At 66.3% G+C, this 15,712-nt stretch carries 19 protein-coding genes; 10 read left to right on the top strand and 9 right to left on the bottom strand.

The window, feature by feature from the left end; translation table 11 throughout:
• Positions 1-109: 109 nt before the first annotated feature.
• From AB0F41_RS14965 to AB0F41_RS14980, 4 genes are all read right to left on the bottom strand, one after another.
• On the bottom strand, positions 110-1,753 hold the full coding sequence (locus tag AB0F41_RS14965) for an NAD(P)/FAD-dependent oxidoreductase (protein ID WP_357423946.1): 1,644 nt from the start codon (positions 1,751-1,753) through the stop codon (positions 110-112).
• Between the two features lie 294 nt (positions 1,754-2,047).
• Positions 2,048-2,584, bottom strand: coding sequence for a DUF1707 domain-containing protein (locus AB0F41_RS14970; protein ID WP_357423948.1), 537 nt, complete (start codon positions 2,582-2,584; stop codon positions 2,048-2,050).
• Positions 2,585-2,705: 121 nt separating this feature from the next.
• On the bottom strand, positions 2,706-3,182 hold the full coding sequence (locus tag AB0F41_RS14975) for an organic hydroperoxide resistance protein (RefSeq protein ID WP_357423950.1): 477 nt from the start codon (positions 3,180-3,182) through the stop codon (positions 2,706-2,708).
• Position 3,183: 1 nt separating this feature from the next.
• Entirely contained in the window at positions 3,184-3,765 is a 582-nt protein-coding gene (locus tag AB0F41_RS14980; RefSeq protein WP_357423952.1) for a hypothetical protein, read from the bottom strand.
• A gap of 157 nt (positions 3,766-3,922) precedes the next feature.
• Between AB0F41_RS14980 and AB0F41_RS14985 the strand changes: the two genes are divergently transcribed.
• The 3 genes from AB0F41_RS14985 (at position 3,923) to AB0F41_RS14995 (ending at position 5,160) form a co-directional block, all read left to right on the top strand.
• The gene (locus AB0F41_RS14985; RefSeq protein ID WP_357423954.1) at positions 3,923-4,501 is read left to right on the top strand and encodes a TetR/AcrR family transcriptional regulator; all 579 of its coding nucleotides are present in this window, start codon (positions 3,923-3,925) and stop codon (positions 4,499-4,501) included.
• Between the two features lie 110 nt (positions 4,502-4,611).
• Positions 4,612-5,001, top strand: a complete 390-nt coding sequence (locus AB0F41_RS14990; RefSeq protein WP_357423956.1) for a contact-dependent growth inhibition system immunity protein — start codon at positions 4,612-4,614, stop codon at positions 4,999-5,001.
• A gap of 27 nt (positions 5,002-5,028) precedes the next feature.
• Complete coding sequence (locus tag AB0F41_RS14995) at positions 5,029-5,160, top strand: hypothetical protein (protein ID WP_357423958.1); 132 nt, start codon at positions 5,029-5,031, stop codon at positions 5,158-5,160.
• Between the two features lie 75 nt (positions 5,161-5,235).
• Here the strand turns inward: AB0F41_RS14995 and AB0F41_RS15000 are convergent, their stop codons facing one another.
• Entirely contained in the window at positions 5,236-5,760 is a 525-nt protein-coding gene (locus tag AB0F41_RS15000; RefSeq protein ID WP_357423960.1) for a hypothetical protein, read from the bottom strand.
• Between the two features lie 183 nt (positions 5,761-5,943).
• On the opposite strand from AB0F41_RS15000, the gene AB0F41_RS15005 reads away from it, so the two are divergent.
• Complete coding sequence (locus AB0F41_RS15005; protein ID WP_357423962.1) at positions 5,944-6,837, top strand: aminoglycoside phosphotransferase family protein; 894 nt, start codon at positions 5,944-5,946, stop codon at positions 6,835-6,837.
• A 79-nt stretch (positions 6,838-6,916) separates the two neighbouring features.
• On the top strand, positions 6,917-7,051 hold the full coding sequence (locus AB0F41_RS15010) for a hypothetical protein (protein ID WP_357423964.1): 135 nt from the start codon (positions 6,917-6,919) through the stop codon (positions 7,049-7,051).
• A gap of 71 nt (positions 7,052-7,122) precedes the next feature.
• Here AB0F41_RS15010 and AB0F41_RS15015 read toward each other — a convergent pair whose 3' ends face one another.
• Positions 7,123-7,566, bottom strand: coding sequence for a helix-turn-helix domain-containing protein (locus AB0F41_RS15015; protein WP_357423966.1), 444 nt, complete (start codon positions 7,564-7,566; stop codon positions 7,123-7,125).
• 24 nt (positions 7,567-7,590) lie between these two features.
• Here AB0F41_RS15015 and AB0F41_RS15020 point away from each other — a divergent pair, with 24 nt between their 5' ends.
• Positions 7,591-9,099 (top strand): MFS transporter, encoded by a 1,509-nt coding sequence (locus tag AB0F41_RS15020; protein WP_357423968.1) that lies wholly within the window; start codon positions 7,591-7,593, stop codon positions 9,097-9,099.
• 14 nt (positions 9,100-9,113) lie between these two features.
• Positions 9,114-9,605 carry a pyridoxamine 5'-phosphate oxidase family protein gene (locus AB0F41_RS15025; RefSeq protein WP_357423970.1) on the top strand — a complete coding sequence of 164 codons (492 nt, stop codon included), beginning with the start codon at positions 9,114-9,116 and terminating at the stop codon, positions 9,603-9,605.
• 309 nt (positions 9,606-9,914) lie between these two features.
• Here AB0F41_RS15025 and AB0F41_RS15030 read toward each other — a convergent pair whose 3' ends face one another.
• Positions 9,915-11,162 carry an MFS transporter gene (locus tag AB0F41_RS15030; protein ID WP_357423972.1) on the bottom strand — a complete coding sequence of 416 codons (1,248 nt, stop codon included), beginning with the start codon at positions 11,160-11,162 and terminating at the stop codon, positions 9,915-9,917.
• A gap of 401 nt (positions 11,163-11,563) precedes the next feature.
• On the opposite strand from AB0F41_RS15030, the gene AB0F41_RS15035 reads away from it, so the two are divergent.
• Complete coding sequence (locus AB0F41_RS15035; protein ID WP_357423974.1) at positions 11,564-12,190, top strand: zinc-binding dehydrogenase; 627 nt, start codon at positions 11,564-11,566, stop codon at positions 12,188-12,190.
• Here AB0F41_RS15035 and AB0F41_RS15040 read toward each other — a convergent pair.
• A complete protein-coding gene (locus AB0F41_RS15040; protein ID WP_357423976.1) occupies positions 12,171-13,367 on the bottom strand; it encodes a Fic family protein in 1,197 nt (398 codons plus the stop codon). The genes AB0F41_RS15035 and AB0F41_RS15040 overlap by 20 nt on opposite strands.
• A 208-nt stretch (positions 13,368-13,575) precedes the next feature.
• Here AB0F41_RS15040 and AB0F41_RS15045 point away from each other — a divergent pair, with 208 nt between their 5' ends.
• Positions 13,576-14,463, top strand: coding sequence for a DUF2268 domain-containing putative Zn-dependent protease (locus AB0F41_RS15045; protein ID WP_357423978.1), 888 nt, complete (start codon positions 13,576-13,578; stop codon positions 14,461-14,463).
• Positions 14,464-14,567: 104 nt separating this feature from the next.
• Here AB0F41_RS15045 and AB0F41_RS15050 read toward each other — a convergent pair whose 3' ends face one another.
• Positions 14,568-14,999: a pyridoxamine 5'-phosphate oxidase family protein gene (locus tag AB0F41_RS15050; RefSeq protein WP_357423979.1), complete on the bottom strand. Its 432-nt coding sequence runs from the start codon at positions 14,997-14,999 to the stop codon at positions 14,568-14,570.
• A 136-nt stretch (positions 15,000-15,135) separates the two neighbouring features.
• Here AB0F41_RS15050 and AB0F41_RS15055 point away from each other — a divergent pair, with 136 nt between their 5' ends.
• Complete coding sequence (locus tag AB0F41_RS15055) at positions 15,136-15,702, top strand: dihydrofolate reductase family protein (protein WP_357424152.1); 567 nt, start codon at positions 15,136-15,138, stop codon at positions 15,700-15,702.
• Positions 15,703-15,712: the final 10 nt, after the last annotated feature.

Raw genomic sequence — 15,712 nt, forward strand, 5'->3', positions numbered from 1 at the left:
AGGTCGCCGCCATCGGCCGCGAGATCGTGTCGCTGGACAGCAAACCCGGCGGCACGGGGCTGGTGGACGGCGTCCAGACCAGCGACGGTATCCGCCACCACCGGCTCCGTTACCGCGTCAGAGTGAAACCGTCGTAGCCGTCCGCGGCGACCTGGTCGCATTTTTCGCGATATGCCCCGACTCCGCCGATGTAGGCATACATCACCCTCGGCTTGCCGGGCACATTCGATCCCACGTACCAGGAGTCCACCTTCGGATAGAGCGTCATATCCCCGGCTTCGCCGACGTGCCGCGTCCATTCCTGCTCCGCGGCGCCCTCGGCCTCGATGGTCGTGACGCCCTTGGACCGCATCACATCGATCGCGTCCGCCACCCAGTCGACGTGCTGCTCGATGGACACCATCATGTTCGACAGGACCGCCGGGCTACCCGGTCCCGTGATCGCGAAGAGGTTCGGAAAGCCCGCCACGGCGAGACCGAGGTAGGTCACCGGCCCGTCGGCCCACTTCTCCCGCAGCGACACACCACCCCGGCCGCGGATGTCGACCGCGTCCAGCGCACCGGTCATCGCGTCGTATCCGGTGGCGTAGATGATGTCGTCGAACTCGAAACGCTCCTGTGTCGTCTCGAGTCCGGAGTCGGTGACCTCGGTGAGCGGGGTCGCGGAGACGTCCACGAGGCGGACATTGGGGCGATTGAAGGTTTTGTAATAGTCCGTACCCAGGACCGGGCGCTTGACCCCGAACAAGCCGGAGGGCTGAAGTAGCCGGGCGACAGCCGGATCCGTCACGATCTCGGCGATGCGGTCGCGGATGAACTGGGCGGCGGTCTCGTTGGCGGCTTCGTCGACGAGGGTGTCGGTGAATCCGGTCAGCATGCTGACCAGTTCGCTGTCCTTGTCCTCCCATACCGCGCGGTAGAAAGCATTTCGCTCGTCTTCGCTCACCTCGAGCGCGCCCTTGGTGGCTTCGGGCCGCGCGATGCCGAACGACGATTCCCGGTTGGCCTTGCGCACATCGCGATAGCGCGACTTGATGCCGCGCTGGAATTCGGGATCGATCGCGTGGTTGCCGGCGGGAAGAACATAGTTCGCGGTCCGCTGGAATACGGTGAGCTGCTCGGCCGTCTCGGCGACGAGCGGAATGACCTGCACCCCGGACGAACCCGTGCCGATCACCGCGACCCGCCGGCCGGTGAAGTCCACCTCCTGTTCGGGCCAGTTGCCGGTGTGGAAGCTGCGGCCCCGGAACGTCTCGATGCCCGGAACCTCCACCATCTTCGGCGCCGACAGGCAGCCCGTCGCCATGATCGCGAACCGCGCCGAGACGACCTCGCCCTGATCGGTGGTGATCCGCCACCGCGCGGCGGACTCGTCGTAGACCGCGGCGGTGACCCGGGTCCGCAACTGCACGTCCTTACGCAGATCGAAACGATCCGCGACGTGGTTGATGTAGCGGAGCAATTCCGGCTGCGGCGGCAACTTCTCCGTCCACTCCCACTCCTGCTCGAGTTCCGGGTCGAAGGAGTAGTTGTAGTACATGCTCTTCACATCGACGCGTGCGCCCGGATAGCGGTTCCAGTACCACGTGCCGCCGAGTCCGCCACCCGCTTCATACACCTGCACCGAGAGTCCGAGTTCGCGCAACCTGTGCAGCATGTAGAGACCGGCGAATCCGGCTCCGACGACGACTGCGTCGATCTCGCGGGTCTCCTGCCCGGTCGAGAATGCGGAATGCTCGGAGGTCGTGGTCAATCTGGGACCTGCCTTTCGGTCAGTCGCCGTGGGAGGGACACAGCGGTTCGGTTCGACTACGTGGCGAGCCGGCAGTTACCCGCTCGCGGAAAGAGTTGGGCGTCTGTGGTGGCCGGGGATGTAAACGACGAGGCCGCAGCAGTTCTCGCCCCTCCCTCGTTTAGCGCAGCTCGGTTGATGTCACGAGCTCATCGGTGCGCGGACGAGACTCGCCGCGCTTCAGTATTCCAGATCGGACGGCGGTGGATCGGCGGAACATCGTTGCACGCGTTGATGTTCCCGCAGTTTGCCCGCTCAGTGGAACGGCCACCACCAGCGCCGGCGGCGGGGGTGACGAACAGTGATTCCAGCGTGTTCGATGCGGCCGCTGATCCGAATCCGGGGCATTCCGGCTACCGGCGGGACGGCTTCGTTCTTTATGCGGCCCCACTCGCTGACCGTATCGTCGAGGTCGATGAACCAGCCCTGGGGTACGACGAACTCGACGCCGCCGTGTTTGGAGTCCACCTCGATCAGGATTTCCCGGGACCACAGCACGGCAGTGCTGAAATCGAGTGTCACTCTGCCGTGTTCGGAGTGCACGACGATCTGTGGTGGCACCAGCCAGGTGCCGTGCCGTACCAGTTTGCTGCCTTTCGACCGCAGGACCAGGCGGTTGTCCGTACTACCGTGGGCGACGGGCGACAGGTCGGCGGTCACCGCCTCCAGCTCCGGTCTGGTTCTGCTGGAGTACACGGCGGCGAGTCGCTCATCCAATTCGCCGAGGTCCAGCCGGCCGTCGGCGTGCGCCTGCTGGAGGAGCGCGGTTCGCTGCGGCGGGTTTTCGACCATGCGGGGCCGGACATGGGTGTCCGCGGGCAGGGTGCGTCGAAGGTGCTGCCGGGCCAGGTCGACAGTCCTGGCCCGGGCGGTCGAGAGTCAGCACCGGTGGGGTGGGTTCATCAGGGACGGTTCAGGCGACGGTGGCGTCGACCGTGACGGGGATATTGCCGCGGGTGGCGTTGGAGTAGGGGCATACCGCGTGGGCGGCCGCGACCAATGAGTCGGCGCCGGCCTGATCGATGCCGCCGAGTTCCACGTGCAGTGCGGCGGAGAGGCCGAAACCGCCCTGCTCGGTGGGATGTACGCCGATCTCGGCGACAACGGCCGAATCGGTGATGGTGACTTTCTGGGCGGCGGCGACAGCCTTCAACGCCGAGTGGAAGCAGGACGCCCAGCCGGCGGCGAAGAGTTGCTCGGGGTTCGTCGCGCCACCCGGCCCGCCCATGTCGCGCGGGATGGCGAGGGTGACATCGAGCAGGCCGTCGTCGCTGGCCGCGCGTCCTCCGGCGCGGCCGTCTCCGGTCGAGGTGGCGATGGCGGTGTAGACGGAATCGGACATGGTGATTTTCTCCTTGTTGTGGTGGGGTTTGTGGTGAGTGTCGGCCATCTCAGTGCACCTCGACCGCACGGCGGTGCAGACGTATCGCCGAGATCAGGAAGAAGACGCCGCCCAGCACCGCGTATCCGCCGACGCTGGTGAGTGACGCATTCGCTCCGCCGGCCTGCAGGATGAAGCTGGTGCCGGCCACAGCGGAGATCCCGCCGCTGAGGATCATCGCCCACTGGCCGCCGAGCCGGTAGCGCGAGATCGCGACGATCAGCTGCACGATGCCCGCGGTGATCGCCCAGAGGCCCCACACGCGCAGGACACCGGGGATTCCGGAGGTGACGGCGACGGCCAAGCCGAGGGCGGTGAGCAGGCTCAACGCCATATTGATGTACAGCAGCACCCTCTGACGCGCGGTACCCGAGGTGCGGAAGTCGACCACGGCCGCGGCCACGTCGAACAGTGGGTAGATCAGCAACAGGGCAATGCTGACGGGGGTGAGTGCCGAAGCGGTCGGCAGCATCAGGCCCGCCCAGACGACGGCGAATCCGAAGCGGGCGAAGTACAGATTCCGCAGCTCTTTGGTGCCGCCTGCGGTTGCTGCGACAGTGCCGGCCACGCCGGTGTCGATTGAACTGGACATCAGTTCTCGCTTTCGATGATCGAGACGGTGGAGGCACCCGGGGGAGATAGAACGATCGGTATATCTGGAGTGTTATAGGCGACGCTCGGCTTGTCAAGACCGATCGTTCTATCTGCTAGCCTCGAATCGGAAGGTCTGAAGGATCGGAGGAAGCCGGATGTCGGAGGCGCGGGCGCGACTACTCGGCACGGCGAGTGGGCTCTTCTATTCGGAAGGGCTCCGGGCGGTGGGCATCGACCGCATCATCGCCGCCGCCGGGGTGACGCGGGCGACCCTGTACCGCCATTTCCCCGGCAAGGACGATCTCGTCGTCGCCTACCTGACACAGGCCGACGAGGCGATCCGCGCGCAGGTCGCCGTCGCACGCAGTGAGAACTCTTCTGCCGTCGACGTCGTTCGAGCGGTCGGGCAAGCCCTCGCCGACAGCATCCGCGGCCCCGGATTCCGAGGGTGCGCGTTCCTCAACGCGGTGGCCGAATACCCCGACCCCGACCATCCGGTCCACAAAACCGTGCTCGCGCACCGGAAGTGGTTCGCGGCCACGATCACCGAGATCCTCGCCGATATCGACGCAACCGACCCGGAACCCGCCGCCCGGCATTTCGTGATGTTGCGCGACGGTGCGATGGCGGCCGGTTGCCTGACCGACCCGGACCCGATCTGTGAGACGTTCCTGCTCGGTATCGAAGGACTTCTCGCTGCCTTCCCGCGTGCTCGCCAGGAGCCGGACGAATAGCCTCCGGCGCCAATCCCCGCTCCCGCACGATCGTGCAGACTTGGACGAGGGGCTCCGGTGCGGGCGACTTGTCGAGACATCCGATACGGCAGCATTTCCGAGGGAAAGTGATGAGTGGCTTCAGTAGACGGGATCGTGACGGTTACCGCCGCAGGGTGGGCGAAGCGGAAGCCGGCCGGCGGCCCCGTGCGTTGATGGCGGGGCAGCAGGCGGTGGGCGGGCCGGCGCTCGACTACCTCGCGGGTGCCTACTTCCACCAGGACTTCGACCTCGAAGCTGATTCACCGCTCGGTGTCGTCCGGAAGTTCCGGATTGCTGAATCGCCCGAACGTGTCGAGGCTGTCAGCGCCGAAATTCGGGTTCTGCTCGGCTCCGGGGCGAGCGAGGACCGGATCGCCGAGATATGGCTGCACAGTGCAAGTTACGACCCGCGCCGCGACGGAGTCGCGATCTCGCGATGGCTGCGGACGGTACTCGACGAGCTCGGGGGAAACGAGTGAAGTCCCGACCGCCGTGAGGGTTCTTCGGTGGCGTCCAAGGGGGATGAATCCGGGTTGGTGGGGGTCACGATCACGGCGTTGGATGATCATGCCGATCTGGTGCCGGTCAAGCAGAGCTTCGCGCACAACGCGGTCCCGTGGATGCCGCCGATGAACTGAGGACTTCCCCTGCGGGACAAACTATCCGCGCTGTCCCGCACGGTGCCCGGACAGGCAAGATTCTGCCGAGATCGGCTAGTCGATTTCGCTCCTGCGCTCGTGATCCCGCTGGTCGAGTTGCGGGCGCTGAGGAAGGAAGGTCGCAAGTGCCTCCTTCCAGGAGGCCAATTCGGTGGCGGGGATGATGGTGAGGCCCCTGTCGTTCTGCTGGGCTCCGGGTCTCTCGTCCAGCGCAGTCAGCAGGGTCTCGTAGTGGAATTGATGCTCGCGCGGTATCTTCTTCGGCGCCGTCAGCAAATGCATGATGCGGCGCAGGTTGTTGAGCTCGTTCGGTGAGTCGCGAGACTCCGTGCGGAGAAGCAAGTACACCGCTGAGTTGCACAGCAGTGGTGTGCTGATCCGCCGAAAACGCCGCCGCTGCCATGTGCTTTCGACGACGGCGATGCCGAGGTTGCGTTTCTGGGAACCGCCCGATAGCCAATCCAGGGCGTGGAAGAACGTTTCGTCCACTTTCGTCCTGTAGTTCAGCCACGCTGTCACCCCGGCCAGCGCCCATCCTCCGAGCGCCACTATCAGCGCAACGATCGTGGTTGTGTCCATCGTCCTGCCCCTCGCCGATGTGCTGCAAGCCGTCGCGCGGACGCCTCATGTCATCACGCCGTGGCAACGGGCGTAAGCGAATCGCCTTGCACGTAGACGAGGGCCGACGGTGGCTGTTCCGCATACTCTAGCGCCGTTCTTCGGTGATGGCGGCCGCATGCAGCCTCGGTACAGTGACTTCGCATGACCGACAAAGGGATCGAGATCACCGCAGACCTGGTCCGCGGCCTGCTGCGGGAGCAGCATCCCGACCTTGCAGGGCTGGCCATCCGCGAAGTGCCGGGTGGCTGGGGGAACCAGATGTGGCGTCTCGGGGACGAGTTGGCCGTACGCATGCAGCGTATGGACCCCACTCCGGAGTTCCAGCTGAAGGAGCGGCGGTGGCTACCCGTGCTGGCCCCGCGCCTGCCGCTCCCGGTTCCGACCCCGGTGCGATTCGGCGAGCCGTCCGAGCGCTTCCCCAAGCACTGGACCGTGATGACGTGGGTTTCCGGCGAGCCGCTGGACCACGGCGCGATCAGCCGGGGCGCCCACGCGGCCGATGCGCTGGCGGGCTTCCTTCGGGCGCTTCATGTGGCGGCACCTGCCGAGGCGCCGATCGCTACGGACCGCGGATCCCATCCCAGGGACTGCGCGGCGGGCTTCGAGCACTTCTTCCAGGCGGTCGCTCCTGACGATGCTGCCGACATCCGGGCCGTGTGGGACGACGCCGTCGCGGCCCCCGGGTGGGAGGGCCCACCGGTGTGGGTGCACGGCGACCTCCATCCCGCGAACGTCGTCGTTTCGAACGGAACGCTCTCGGGCATAGTCGACTTCGGTGACCTGTGCGTCGGCGACCCGGCGTGGGACCTCGCCGGCGCCTGGGTGCTGCTGCCCGCGGGCAGGGCCCCACGTTTCTTCGACAAGTACGCGCAGGCAGACGAGGCGGCGATACGGCGGGCCCGTGGGTTGGCCGCAATGAAGAGCCTCTTCCTGATACTCATGGGGCAGAACGGAGATCGGGGTCTGCCCGGCGGTAAGCCGCACTGGGGCCCTGCGGGCCGGGCGGCACTCGAGCGTGTTCTGAAGGGCGTGTGAAAGCGGGGAGAATCGGCACTCGTGAGCCTGGCGCGAATCCGGAAGATGATCGGGTCGGCGGTGTTCATCCAGTACGCAGATGGTCGATCAAGAGGTCGATAACTGCTTCGAGGTGGTCGGTCGACCCTGTCGAACGCAGGACCTGGACCCCGCCCTGGATACCGACGATGAACGCCGCGGCGGTGCGTTGCGGCGCGAGTTCGCGGTGACGTAGCTCGCCGGCCCCGGCGCGCGCCCCGTCTGCTCCCGCGGCCCGTCAGCCGATGAACTGGATGTCGAGGCCGGTCACGCGGTTTGCAGGGCTTCCTCCTCGGCGCTGCGGCGATCGTAGGCTTCGCGGGCGGCGGCGATTGCGTTCTGGTGGCCCTCGGTCCAGACGACCAGCGCCTTGATAGTGGCGTGCAGGCTGACGCCCATCGGGGTCAGGGCGTAGTCCACCCGGGGCGGGACGGTCGGGTAGACCGTTCGCTCGACGAGTCCGTCGCGTTCCAGGTGTCGCAGCGTGCGGGTGAGCATGCGCTGGCTGACACCGTCGATCTTGCGCTTCAGTTCGGTGAAACGCAGGCTGCGCTGGTCGAGCAGGGCGATCACCAGCAGTGACCATTTGTCGGCGATGCGGTCGAGGATTTGCCTGACCTCGCAGTCGACGCGGGTGTCCCACTGGAGAACGTCGTAGTCCTCCTCGGTATCCCCGCAGTAACCGGGTGACTTCGAAGTGCCGTCTTCCATGGTGACCGATTCTGCCGGAGACTCATGGCCGGTATCAAGGGGGAACTGACCTCACTATTAGTAACCGTTTCTGTTGGGAGTCGTTCGATGTTGTATTCGAGACCCGCCGAGGTCTTCACCGAGATGTCCGGCCGTGCCTGGGCAGTACTCGCGGTGCTGTGCGGCGCGATCTTCCTGGAGGGCATCGACGTGGCGATGCTCAATGTGGCGTTGCCGTCGATCCGGGCCGATCTCGGCCTGTCCACCGGAGTGCTGAGCGGGGTCGTCTCTGCCTACGTCCTCGGTTACGGCGGGTTCATGTTGCTCGGCGGCCGCGCGGCCGATCTGCTCGGACGGCGACGCATGTTCCTGCTCTGGTTGACCGTGTTCCTCCTGTTCTCCGGACTCGGCGGCTTCGCCACAGAGGGCTGGATGCTGTTGACGGCACGCTTCGTCACCGGAATGGCCGCTGCGTTCATGGCTCCTGCCGGCCTGTCGCTGATCACTACCAATTTCGCCGTGGGACCGGCGCGGAACAAGGCGCTACTGGTCTACGCGGGTATTGCGGCGGGCGGCTTCTCGCTCGGCATGGTCGTGGGTGGGCTGCTCACCGCGCTCGGCTGGCGCTGGGTGTTCTTCGCTCCGGTCGTGCTGTCCGCGCTGATCTTGGCGGCGGCGATCCCGCTGGTGCGCGATGGTGCGGTGCCGGAACGGATTCGGGGCGGGTTCGATCTACTCGGTGCGTTCAGCGTCACCGGCGCGATGCTCTTGCTCGTCTACGGTGTGGTCCGGTTGGAACATCTCGGTGACGGACCGGTTCTGACCGTCGCGGTGTTCGCGGCGGGGCTGCTGTTGCTCGCACTCTTCGTGGTCAACGAGCGTCGCACCCCGCACCCGCTGGTTCGGCTCGGCATCCTGCGTTCGGGAGCCCTCGTGCGCACCAATGTGGTCGCGTTGCTGTTCGTCGGCTCCTTCGCGGGCTTCCAGTTCCTGGCCACGCTGTACTTCCAGGAACTGCGTGGCTGGTCGACGGTACAAACCGGTCTGGCCATGGCGGTGATCGGCGTCGACGCAGTGCTCGCACCGGTGTTGACGCCACGCCTGGTAGACCGATTCGGCAATTCGCGCGTCGTTTTCGGCGGTGTCGCGCTCGCTGTGACCGCCTACGTCTTGTTCCTGCCGACCGATATCGACCGAGCCTACGTGGCCATGCTCCCGGCCATGGTGCTGATCGGCGTTGCTTTCGCTCTCGTCTACGGTCCGCTCACCATCGCCGGCACCGACGGCATCGCGGAGAAGGATCAGGGGCTGGCGAGCGGCCTGCTCTACACCGCGTTCCAGTTCGGATTCGCGCTCGGTATCTCGGCGGTGACGGCGGTCGAGGTCGCGGCCGTCGCGGCGGGCCGGTCCGAAATCGAAGCGTTACGAACAGCGTTGATCGTGCCGGTGGTCGCCGCAGCCTTCGCCGCGCTGGTCGCCGCATTCGGTCTGCGTCGAACCGTCGCCACTGAATCGGCAACGCATTCCGCGTCGACCCAACTCACGCGGGTCTGAAGGGAGTAATCGAAATGACCACTCGGGTTGTGTATTTTCAAGAAATTCGCGATGAGTTCGAGGCCTACATCGGCGATATCGTCTACGCCACCATGGTCACCGTCGACGGTAAGGGCCGCCCGCGCTCCAGGGTCCTGATTCCGGTGTGGGAGATCGTCGACGGGAACCCCGTCGGCTGGCTGGCCACCTTCCCGACGCCGGTCAAGGAGGCGCACTTGGCCGCCAACCCGCACGCGACCTTCGCGTACTGGACCCGGAAGCAGAATCAGGTGCACGCTGATGTGATGGCCGAGGGGGTGTCGTTCGACGACCTCGTGACCAGGCAACACGTCTGGAACCTGTACGAGCAGACCAGCCCGAAGGGCGCCGGCTATCCGCTCCGGAACTTCTGGCAGGGTATCGACGACCCCGAGTTGCGCATCCTGCGGTTGTCGCCATGGCGGATTCAGGTCATCCGCGGCCGTGATCTGCGCAGCAAGCTGTGGCGGGCCGCGGCCGAAGAGTGAAGGGTTCGCTTGGACCGGCCCAGGTGGGGAGCCGACCTGGTTCGAGACCTTCCCGCGGATCTGCCGCCGGTTCTGTCCGGAGTGTGGTTCTTCGGCGGCATCCGAGGGGGATGAAGCCGGGTTCGTGGGGGTCACGATCACGGCGTTGGATGATCATGCCGATCTGGTGCCGGTCAAGCAGAGCTTCCCTCACAACGCGGTCCCGTGGATGACGCCGTACGCAGATGGTCGGATTCGGATCGTTGACCGGGTCGGAGCCTTGGTGATGCACAGCCGTAACGGCGGCCTCGTGGCACTGGTGCTCCTCGGTCAGCTCGTATGCGCGGTGCTGCTGTGGCGCAGTGTCAGGGCGGTCACGGCCGTGACCACGATGCCGCAGCTGCCCGCCGCGATGAGCGTGATCGGTGCGGTAGTGGCGTCCAACAGGAGTCCACCGCCGACATAGGAGATCGCGGCGGCGATACCGATGGCGCCGTACAGGTTTCCGAAAACTCGTCCGAGCAGACCGCCGGGCACGATGCGTTGCAGCAGTGTGCTCGACGCGACGTCCATTGCCGCGATGCCGATGCCGCGCACGGCCTGCACGGAGAAGGCCGCGGCCACCGACCAGGCGAGGCCGGTGAGTAGATTTCCCGCGCTGCTGACGAAGAAGCCGCCGACCAGCAGTGTGGTCAGCGACCACCTGCGCCCGATGCGCCCGAGCAGCGCGTAGCCGAGCAGCAGGCCGATACCGACGGCGCCGAGCAGCAGCCCGGCCGCTGAATCACCCGCGTGCAGAGTCTCTTTCGCCAGCAGGACCACGGCGACATCATCGACACCGTTGCAGGCTACGACCGCGCAGAAGCCGAGGCAGATGACACGGACGGCAGGGGTGCGCACGATGTATACGAGCCCGGTCTTCGCCTGTGTGAGCAGAGGTTCCGGAGTGCCGGTGGCTCGTGCCGGCGGCAGTGCCGGAGTCGCGAGCAGGACAGCGGCGGAAACCAGGAACGATGCGGCGTCGACGAGTAGCACGCCGCGGATACCGATGAGCGGCAGCATCGCGGCCGCGAGCAGCGGACCGAAGGCTTCGGCGGCGTTGGCGCCGAACCCGATCACCGAGTTCGCTGTCGGCAGCTCCTTGTCGGTGACCAGGGCGGGGACCGATGAGCGGGAGGCGGGCATGAAGATGTTCGCCGCGACGGATCGGGCGGCGACCAGCAGGAGCAGCAACGGCAGCGGCGGCAGCGACAGGGCGATGAGCAGGACCAGCACGCCTTGGACGAGTTCGCAGGTGATCATCACGCGGCGCCGGTCGAAGCGGTCGCTGATGGCGCCCGCGATCGGGCTCAGTAGCGACGGCACGAAGTCGCCGACCAGCAGCAGCAGGGCGACGGCGAGTCCTTGGCCGGTGGTGTCCGCGACATGCAGCATGAGCGCGACCAGGCTCAGCGAGTCGCCGGCGTAGGACACGATCCGTGCGGTGAACAGCGCGCTGAGGGGCCGGTTCGACCGGAGGAGCCGTAGCGTACCGGGAGTGTTTTCGTCGATGCTCTCGCTCGCTGCGGAGGCCGGCATGGTCGGTGTCCTCATGGGGCCGAATCGGTGGCGCCGGACCTGAGCGTTCGAGCGCGCGGTCCAGTGTGTCGAGCCACGAGCGTGCGCGCAACGGAATATGCCACCCGAGCGTTCCGCGCCGAACTTCCCGGCGAAACCCCCGCTCACCTCCGCCGAGCAACACCTGCTCCGAGTGGCTCGATGGCCGGCTTCATCACCTGCGTGGCGTGGCCGAAGTAGCGGCTCCGGCGGCCTCCTGGAAGTCGAGGATGGCCTCGCCGTTGTCTCTCGCCGGCTGAGCCCGAAGAGTACGAGCACAGTCCATTTGTCGGAGATGATCTCGACCGCCGGCCGCGTGGGACAGTCGGTGAGGAAGGCGGGTTCGGCAACGTTCTGCATGAGGGGCCCCAGAGGTCGCCGGGGTGGCGCCAGGCGATCCGGTCATCCTCACGGCCGTACCGGACGCGAGTGTCAGGGGTAGCTACGCCGAGTACACCACGGTTCCCGCGAGCCGAGTCCTCGCCCGGCCTGCCGGGCTCGGAGTCGTGGAGTCGGCAGCGATCTGGGTCGCGTGCTCCACGGCCTACGGCGCGCTCGTGGAGAAGGCGACTACGCGTCCCGGCGATCACGTTCTCATCACCGCCGCGTCCGGCAGTGTCGGCCGGGCCGCTGTGCAGATCGCGAATCAGATCGGCGCCGTGCCCATCGCTGTCACACGGCACGCCGCGAAGGAGGACGATTTGCTCACCGCCGGCGCCGCCGCGGTCGTCGCCACCGACCATGCCGATATTGCCGAAGCCGTCCGCCACCACACCGGCGGGAACGGCGCCGATATCTTGCTCGACCTCGTCTGGGGCCCCGGCCTGCAAGATCTCGTGGATGCGGCCCGCCCCGGTGCCACGGTAATCGCCGGGAAGAAGATCGTCGTCACCGTCTGGGCCGTGCTTCATGGGTCCGGAGTGTCGGGGCGGAACCTGTCAGCTGACACCGTGGCGGTCAGCGGCTCGCCAGGGCAGACAGGCAGACGGCTCAGGTCGCCGCCTTCTTGATGCGGGCCCCGAGTGCGTCCAGTTCGTCGAGGACCAGGCCGGCGCCCCACACCTGGTCTCTCTTCCGGGTCGTCAGAGGCCGGATCACTCCGCTGTCGTGTAGGCGTTCGATGGCTGCATAAGCCCTGCTCGTGCTCAGCCGAAGCCGGTCGGAGACGTCTTCTGCGGTGATGACGGGCGTGGTGAGCAGCGACGCCATGATCTTGGCGGCGGCGCTGTGGCTGCGCACCGGACCTGTCAGCTCTCGCCACTGCCCGGGGATTGCGGCGAGATGACCTGCAGTCCGGCGGGATTCGGCAGCTGCGATTCGCGATCCCGCGGTGAACGAGTTCATGAGCGGTTCCGGGTTGCCGTTTCGGTAGGCGGACAGATCGTCGAAGTAGCGGTCCCGGTGGGCCACCAGGGCCGATGCCAGTGGAACGACCACGTCGGTCGTCATGGACCGCCGCCGGAGGACAGCGTTGATGAGTGCTCGACCGATGCGGCCGTTGCCGTCGGTGAACGGGTGGATGGATTCGAACTGGGCGTGTGTGATCGCGGCCTGGGCCAGCGCCGGGATGTCCTCGCGGTTGGCGTATCCGATGAGGTCTTGCAGATACTCGTCGACGGTTTCCGGTGGCGGGGGAACGTACAGGGCGTCGCGGGGTGAGTACTTGCTGCCGCCGATCCAGTTCTGCATATCGCGTACGCGGCCGGCGTAATCGCCGTCGGTCGGGTCGCCTCGCATCAGTTCGCGGTGGGCGGCCGTCAAGTCGTCCACAACGATTCTCTTGGTGCGGGTGACCTTGGCCAGAAGTACATCGGTGGCGGTCGTCGCTGCGACCATCGAGGTAGCCGAGGGATTGGCCTTCACTCCGTGCAGAGCGCGGGCATAGTCGTCGACCGCAGCGTCGATCTCCTCGATTCGGGAGGATGCGACACACTCGGTGCGCAACAACAGCGTCCCCAGGGCACCGAGCTCGGCCGGGTGCTCCGCGTCGAGCGTGGTGACCTCGCGTAATGCTGCCTCCATGTCGGCGAGTAGATGCGAGGGCATTCGAATATCCGAATCGGCAATGAACGGCGGGAGGCTGACCTCGACCTCCTGCATCGTCCGGTCCTCGCGGGTACCACCCCTGAACTGCTGGCGCCATGGAACCACGCGCCGCTTGTGCGGGGGCCAGTCGATATCGGCCATAGCTCCTCCGAACCAGGACTACGCAGCCTTTATTCCTTTTTTCATCCTAAACCAGGAATAGCTGGCAGTAAATTCCCACTTTCGGGCTGGTCCCGCGGCTCGGCGGTTCTGGACGGTCGGACTCGGGCGGCCGCAGTATGTCCTCTGACCTGGCCGGATGTGGAGTTGGATTGCCCCTCACGCTACGTCAGGGTTTACCTTCGGGCCCGTGACGATCACTGTTCTCGACTCCTACTCGACCATGAAGCAGATCCTGCAGGCACCGGTGGCCGATCGGGAAGGCATGCTGCGGGCGATGCTCGAACCGACGACCGGGATGTACCGGTACTTCCCGGGAGAGGTCGACCTGGTGGCGTTCCACCGGCAGTCGGCCGGGTTCCCGCTCGACCGCGACGGACAGCGTTGTCTCGACGCCCTCGAAACGCTCGCGGCGGCTGATGCCTGGAAGCGCATGCAGCGGGCGGTCGACGACGCGGCAGCCGTATTACTCGCCGCGACAACGGGTTTCCGAGCGCCGGACATCACCGTACTTCTCGTGCTGGGCGACCCGGGCGATACCAACTTCATGGGCCCGAGCCTTGGCGTCACCGGCTTCGGTGGTATCTCCGGCTACATCACGATCACCTTGTGGCCCTACCCCGAGAACCTGGAGCGTCTGGAGTGCACCGTGGTGCACGAACTCCACCACAACCTGCGCTACAGCCCCGGCGGTGTGGTGTGGGATCCGATGACGGTCACCGTCGGTGAGCATGTGGTGGGCGAGGGTCTGGCCGACGCTTTCGCTCGCGAACTCTACGGTGACGACCTCGGCTACGCCCGCCTCGGCGTGCCGACCCTGCACGACGACGAGTCGTTCGCGAAGGTGGTGTCCGGACTGGATACCACCGGGATGCAGAACTTCACGGCCTGGGTGCACGGCGACACCATCGCCGAGCACCTGGGCGTGACCCCGGTCGGTTTGCCGACGGGAGCGGGGTATTCCGCCGGCAACAGGCTGGTCGACGCCTACCTCGCGGCGACGGGTAAGTCCGCGGCCCAGGCTCTGCACGCCGACAGCGCGGAGGTAATCGCCACCGCGCTCGCGGCGAACCGGTAGGTGAGGCATGGGGTAGAGACGGTGTCGGTGCAACCGGGCGTACTGCGATCGATACCGCCTCGCCTGGATTTTCGATATCCTGCGGCGTGAGCTGACAGTCCTGGTCAGAAGTCGCTCGAGTAGTCCTGGCTGATCCAGCGGTCGGGGCGGATGGTGAACAGGACGGATTGGGCGCCGTCCATCTGATCGGCGAACTCGCGCCCACCTTCGGGACCGAGGTAGCGGACGGCGATGGTTTCCCGCGCCGCACGAGGGGACGGGGACTCGGCCTCGACGACGGTGCCCTCGACGATGACGTACTGATATGGCAGCTCTTCGCGCTGGACGACCAAGGTCACCACGCCGGCCTCCGAGATGAGCCTGGCCTTGCGCCGGTTCGCACCGGTATTGATCCTGATATCACCGCCCGGGACGTAGTCATACCAGATCGGGACCGAGGCAGGCGGCCGTCCATCGGCCGCCGCGACCGACAGCACCGCAATGTGCTTGCCCGCGAGGAATTCATGGCGTTCGGCTTCGGTGAAGGGTTTCGGCATACAGCCTGTAACCGGCCGGTCGGCGGCTCTCTTCCCGGTGGGTCATCGACCAGTGGCGCGCTCCTTGCCACAAGGATTCGACGATATCTCGTGTGGCGTCGCGATGAGTCCTGCCCTCCTGTGCCGTCTGATCTCCATGGGCAAACTCATATATGGCTTCAACGTGTCGGTGGACGGGTACATCGCCGACGCGCAAGGCAACATCGACTGGTCCGATCCGAGCGAAGAACTGCACCAGTACTGGAACGACTTCGAGCGGGAGACCGCCCTGGCGTTCTACGGGCGGCGGCTCTACGAACTGATGTCCGCGTACTGGCCGACCGCCGACAAGGCCCCGGACGCCACCCCCATGATCGTCGACTACGCCCGTGTCTGGCGCGATATGCCCAAGGTCGTGTTCTCACGCACTCTGGAGTCGGTCGACTGGAACTCCCGCCTGGAACGCGGCGACCCGGTCGAGGTGGTGCGGAAACTGAAAGCCGAAACCGACGGCAGGCTGGAGGTGGCCGGCGCGACGCTGGCCGCACCGATCGTGCAGGCCGGGCTGGTGGACGAGTACCGGCTGGTGGTCGCGCCCACCGCCGTGGGCGGCGGCACCCCGTTCTTCCCGGCACTGCCGTCCTGGATCTCGCTGCGACTGTTGGAGAACCGCACCTTCCCCTGCGGCACGGTCCTGCTGCGCTACGAGGCGAAACGCGACTGAGACCGATTAG

Origin of the sequence: Nocardia sp. NPDC024068 (assembly GCF_040638875.1) — a bacterium.
In the GTDB taxonomy this organism is placed as follows: Bacteria; Actinomycetota; Actinomycetes; order Mycobacteriales; family Mycobacteriaceae; genus Nocardia.

Bases quoted from the DNA above. Each gene is read 5' to 3' on its own strand.
- AB0F41_RS15040 (WP_357423976.1), bottom strand. From the start codon at position 13,367: ATGGCCGATATCGACTGGCCCCCGCACAAGCGGCGCGTGGTTCCATGG.
- AB0F41_RS15010 (WP_357423964.1), top strand. From the start codon at position 6,917: ATGGTCGATCAAGAGGTCGATAACTGCTTCGAGGTGGTCGGTCGACCC.
- AB0F41_RS15000 (WP_357423960.1), bottom strand. From the start codon at position 5,760: ATGGACACAACCACGATCGTTGCGCTGATAGTGGCGCTCGGAGGATGG.
- AB0F41_RS15005 (WP_357423962.1), top strand. From the start codon at position 5,944: ATGACCGACAAAGGGATCGAGATCACCGCAGACCTGGTCCGCGGCCTG.
- AB0F41_RS14970 (WP_357423948.1), bottom strand. From the start codon at position 2,584: ATGGTCGAAAACCCGCCGCAGCGAACCGCGCTCCTCCAGCAGGCGCAC.
- AB0F41_RS14985 (WP_357423954.1), top strand. From the start codon at position 3,923: ATGTCGGAGGCGCGGGCGCGACTACTCGGCACGGCGAGTGGGCTCTTC.
- AB0F41_RS15020 (WP_357423968.1), top strand. From the start codon at position 7,591: ATGGCCGGTATCAAGGGGGAACTGACCTCACTATTAGTAACCGTTTCT.
- AB0F41_RS15050 (WP_357423979.1), bottom strand. From the start codon at position 14,999: ATGCCGAAACCCTTCACCGAAGCCGAACGCCATGAATTCCTCGCGGGC.
- AB0F41_RS14980 (WP_357423952.1), bottom strand. From the start codon at position 3,765: ATGTCCAGTTCAATCGACACCGGCGTGGCCGGCACTGTCGCAGCAACC.
- AB0F41_RS15030 (WP_357423972.1), bottom strand. From the start codon at position 11,162: ATGCCGGCCTCCGCAGCGAGCGAGAGCATCGACGAAAACACTCCCGGT.
- AB0F41_RS15025 (WP_357423970.1), top strand. From the start codon at position 9,114: ATGACCACTCGGGTTGTGTATTTTCAAGAAATTCGCGATGAGTTCGAG.
- AB0F41_RS15055 (WP_357424152.1), top strand. From the start codon at position 15,136: ATGGGCAAACTCATATATGGCTTCAACGTGTCGGTGGACGGGTACATC.
- AB0F41_RS15015 (WP_357423966.1), bottom strand. From the start codon at position 7,566: ATGGAAGACGGCACTTCGAAGTCACCCGGTTACTGCGGGGATACCGAG.
- AB0F41_RS14975 (WP_357423950.1), bottom strand. From the start codon at position 3,182: ATGGCCGACACTCACCACAAACCCCACCACAACAAGGAGAAAATCACC.
- AB0F41_RS14990 (WP_357423956.1), top strand. From the start codon at position 4,612: ATGAGTGGCTTCAGTAGACGGGATCGTGACGGTTACCGCCGCAGGGTG.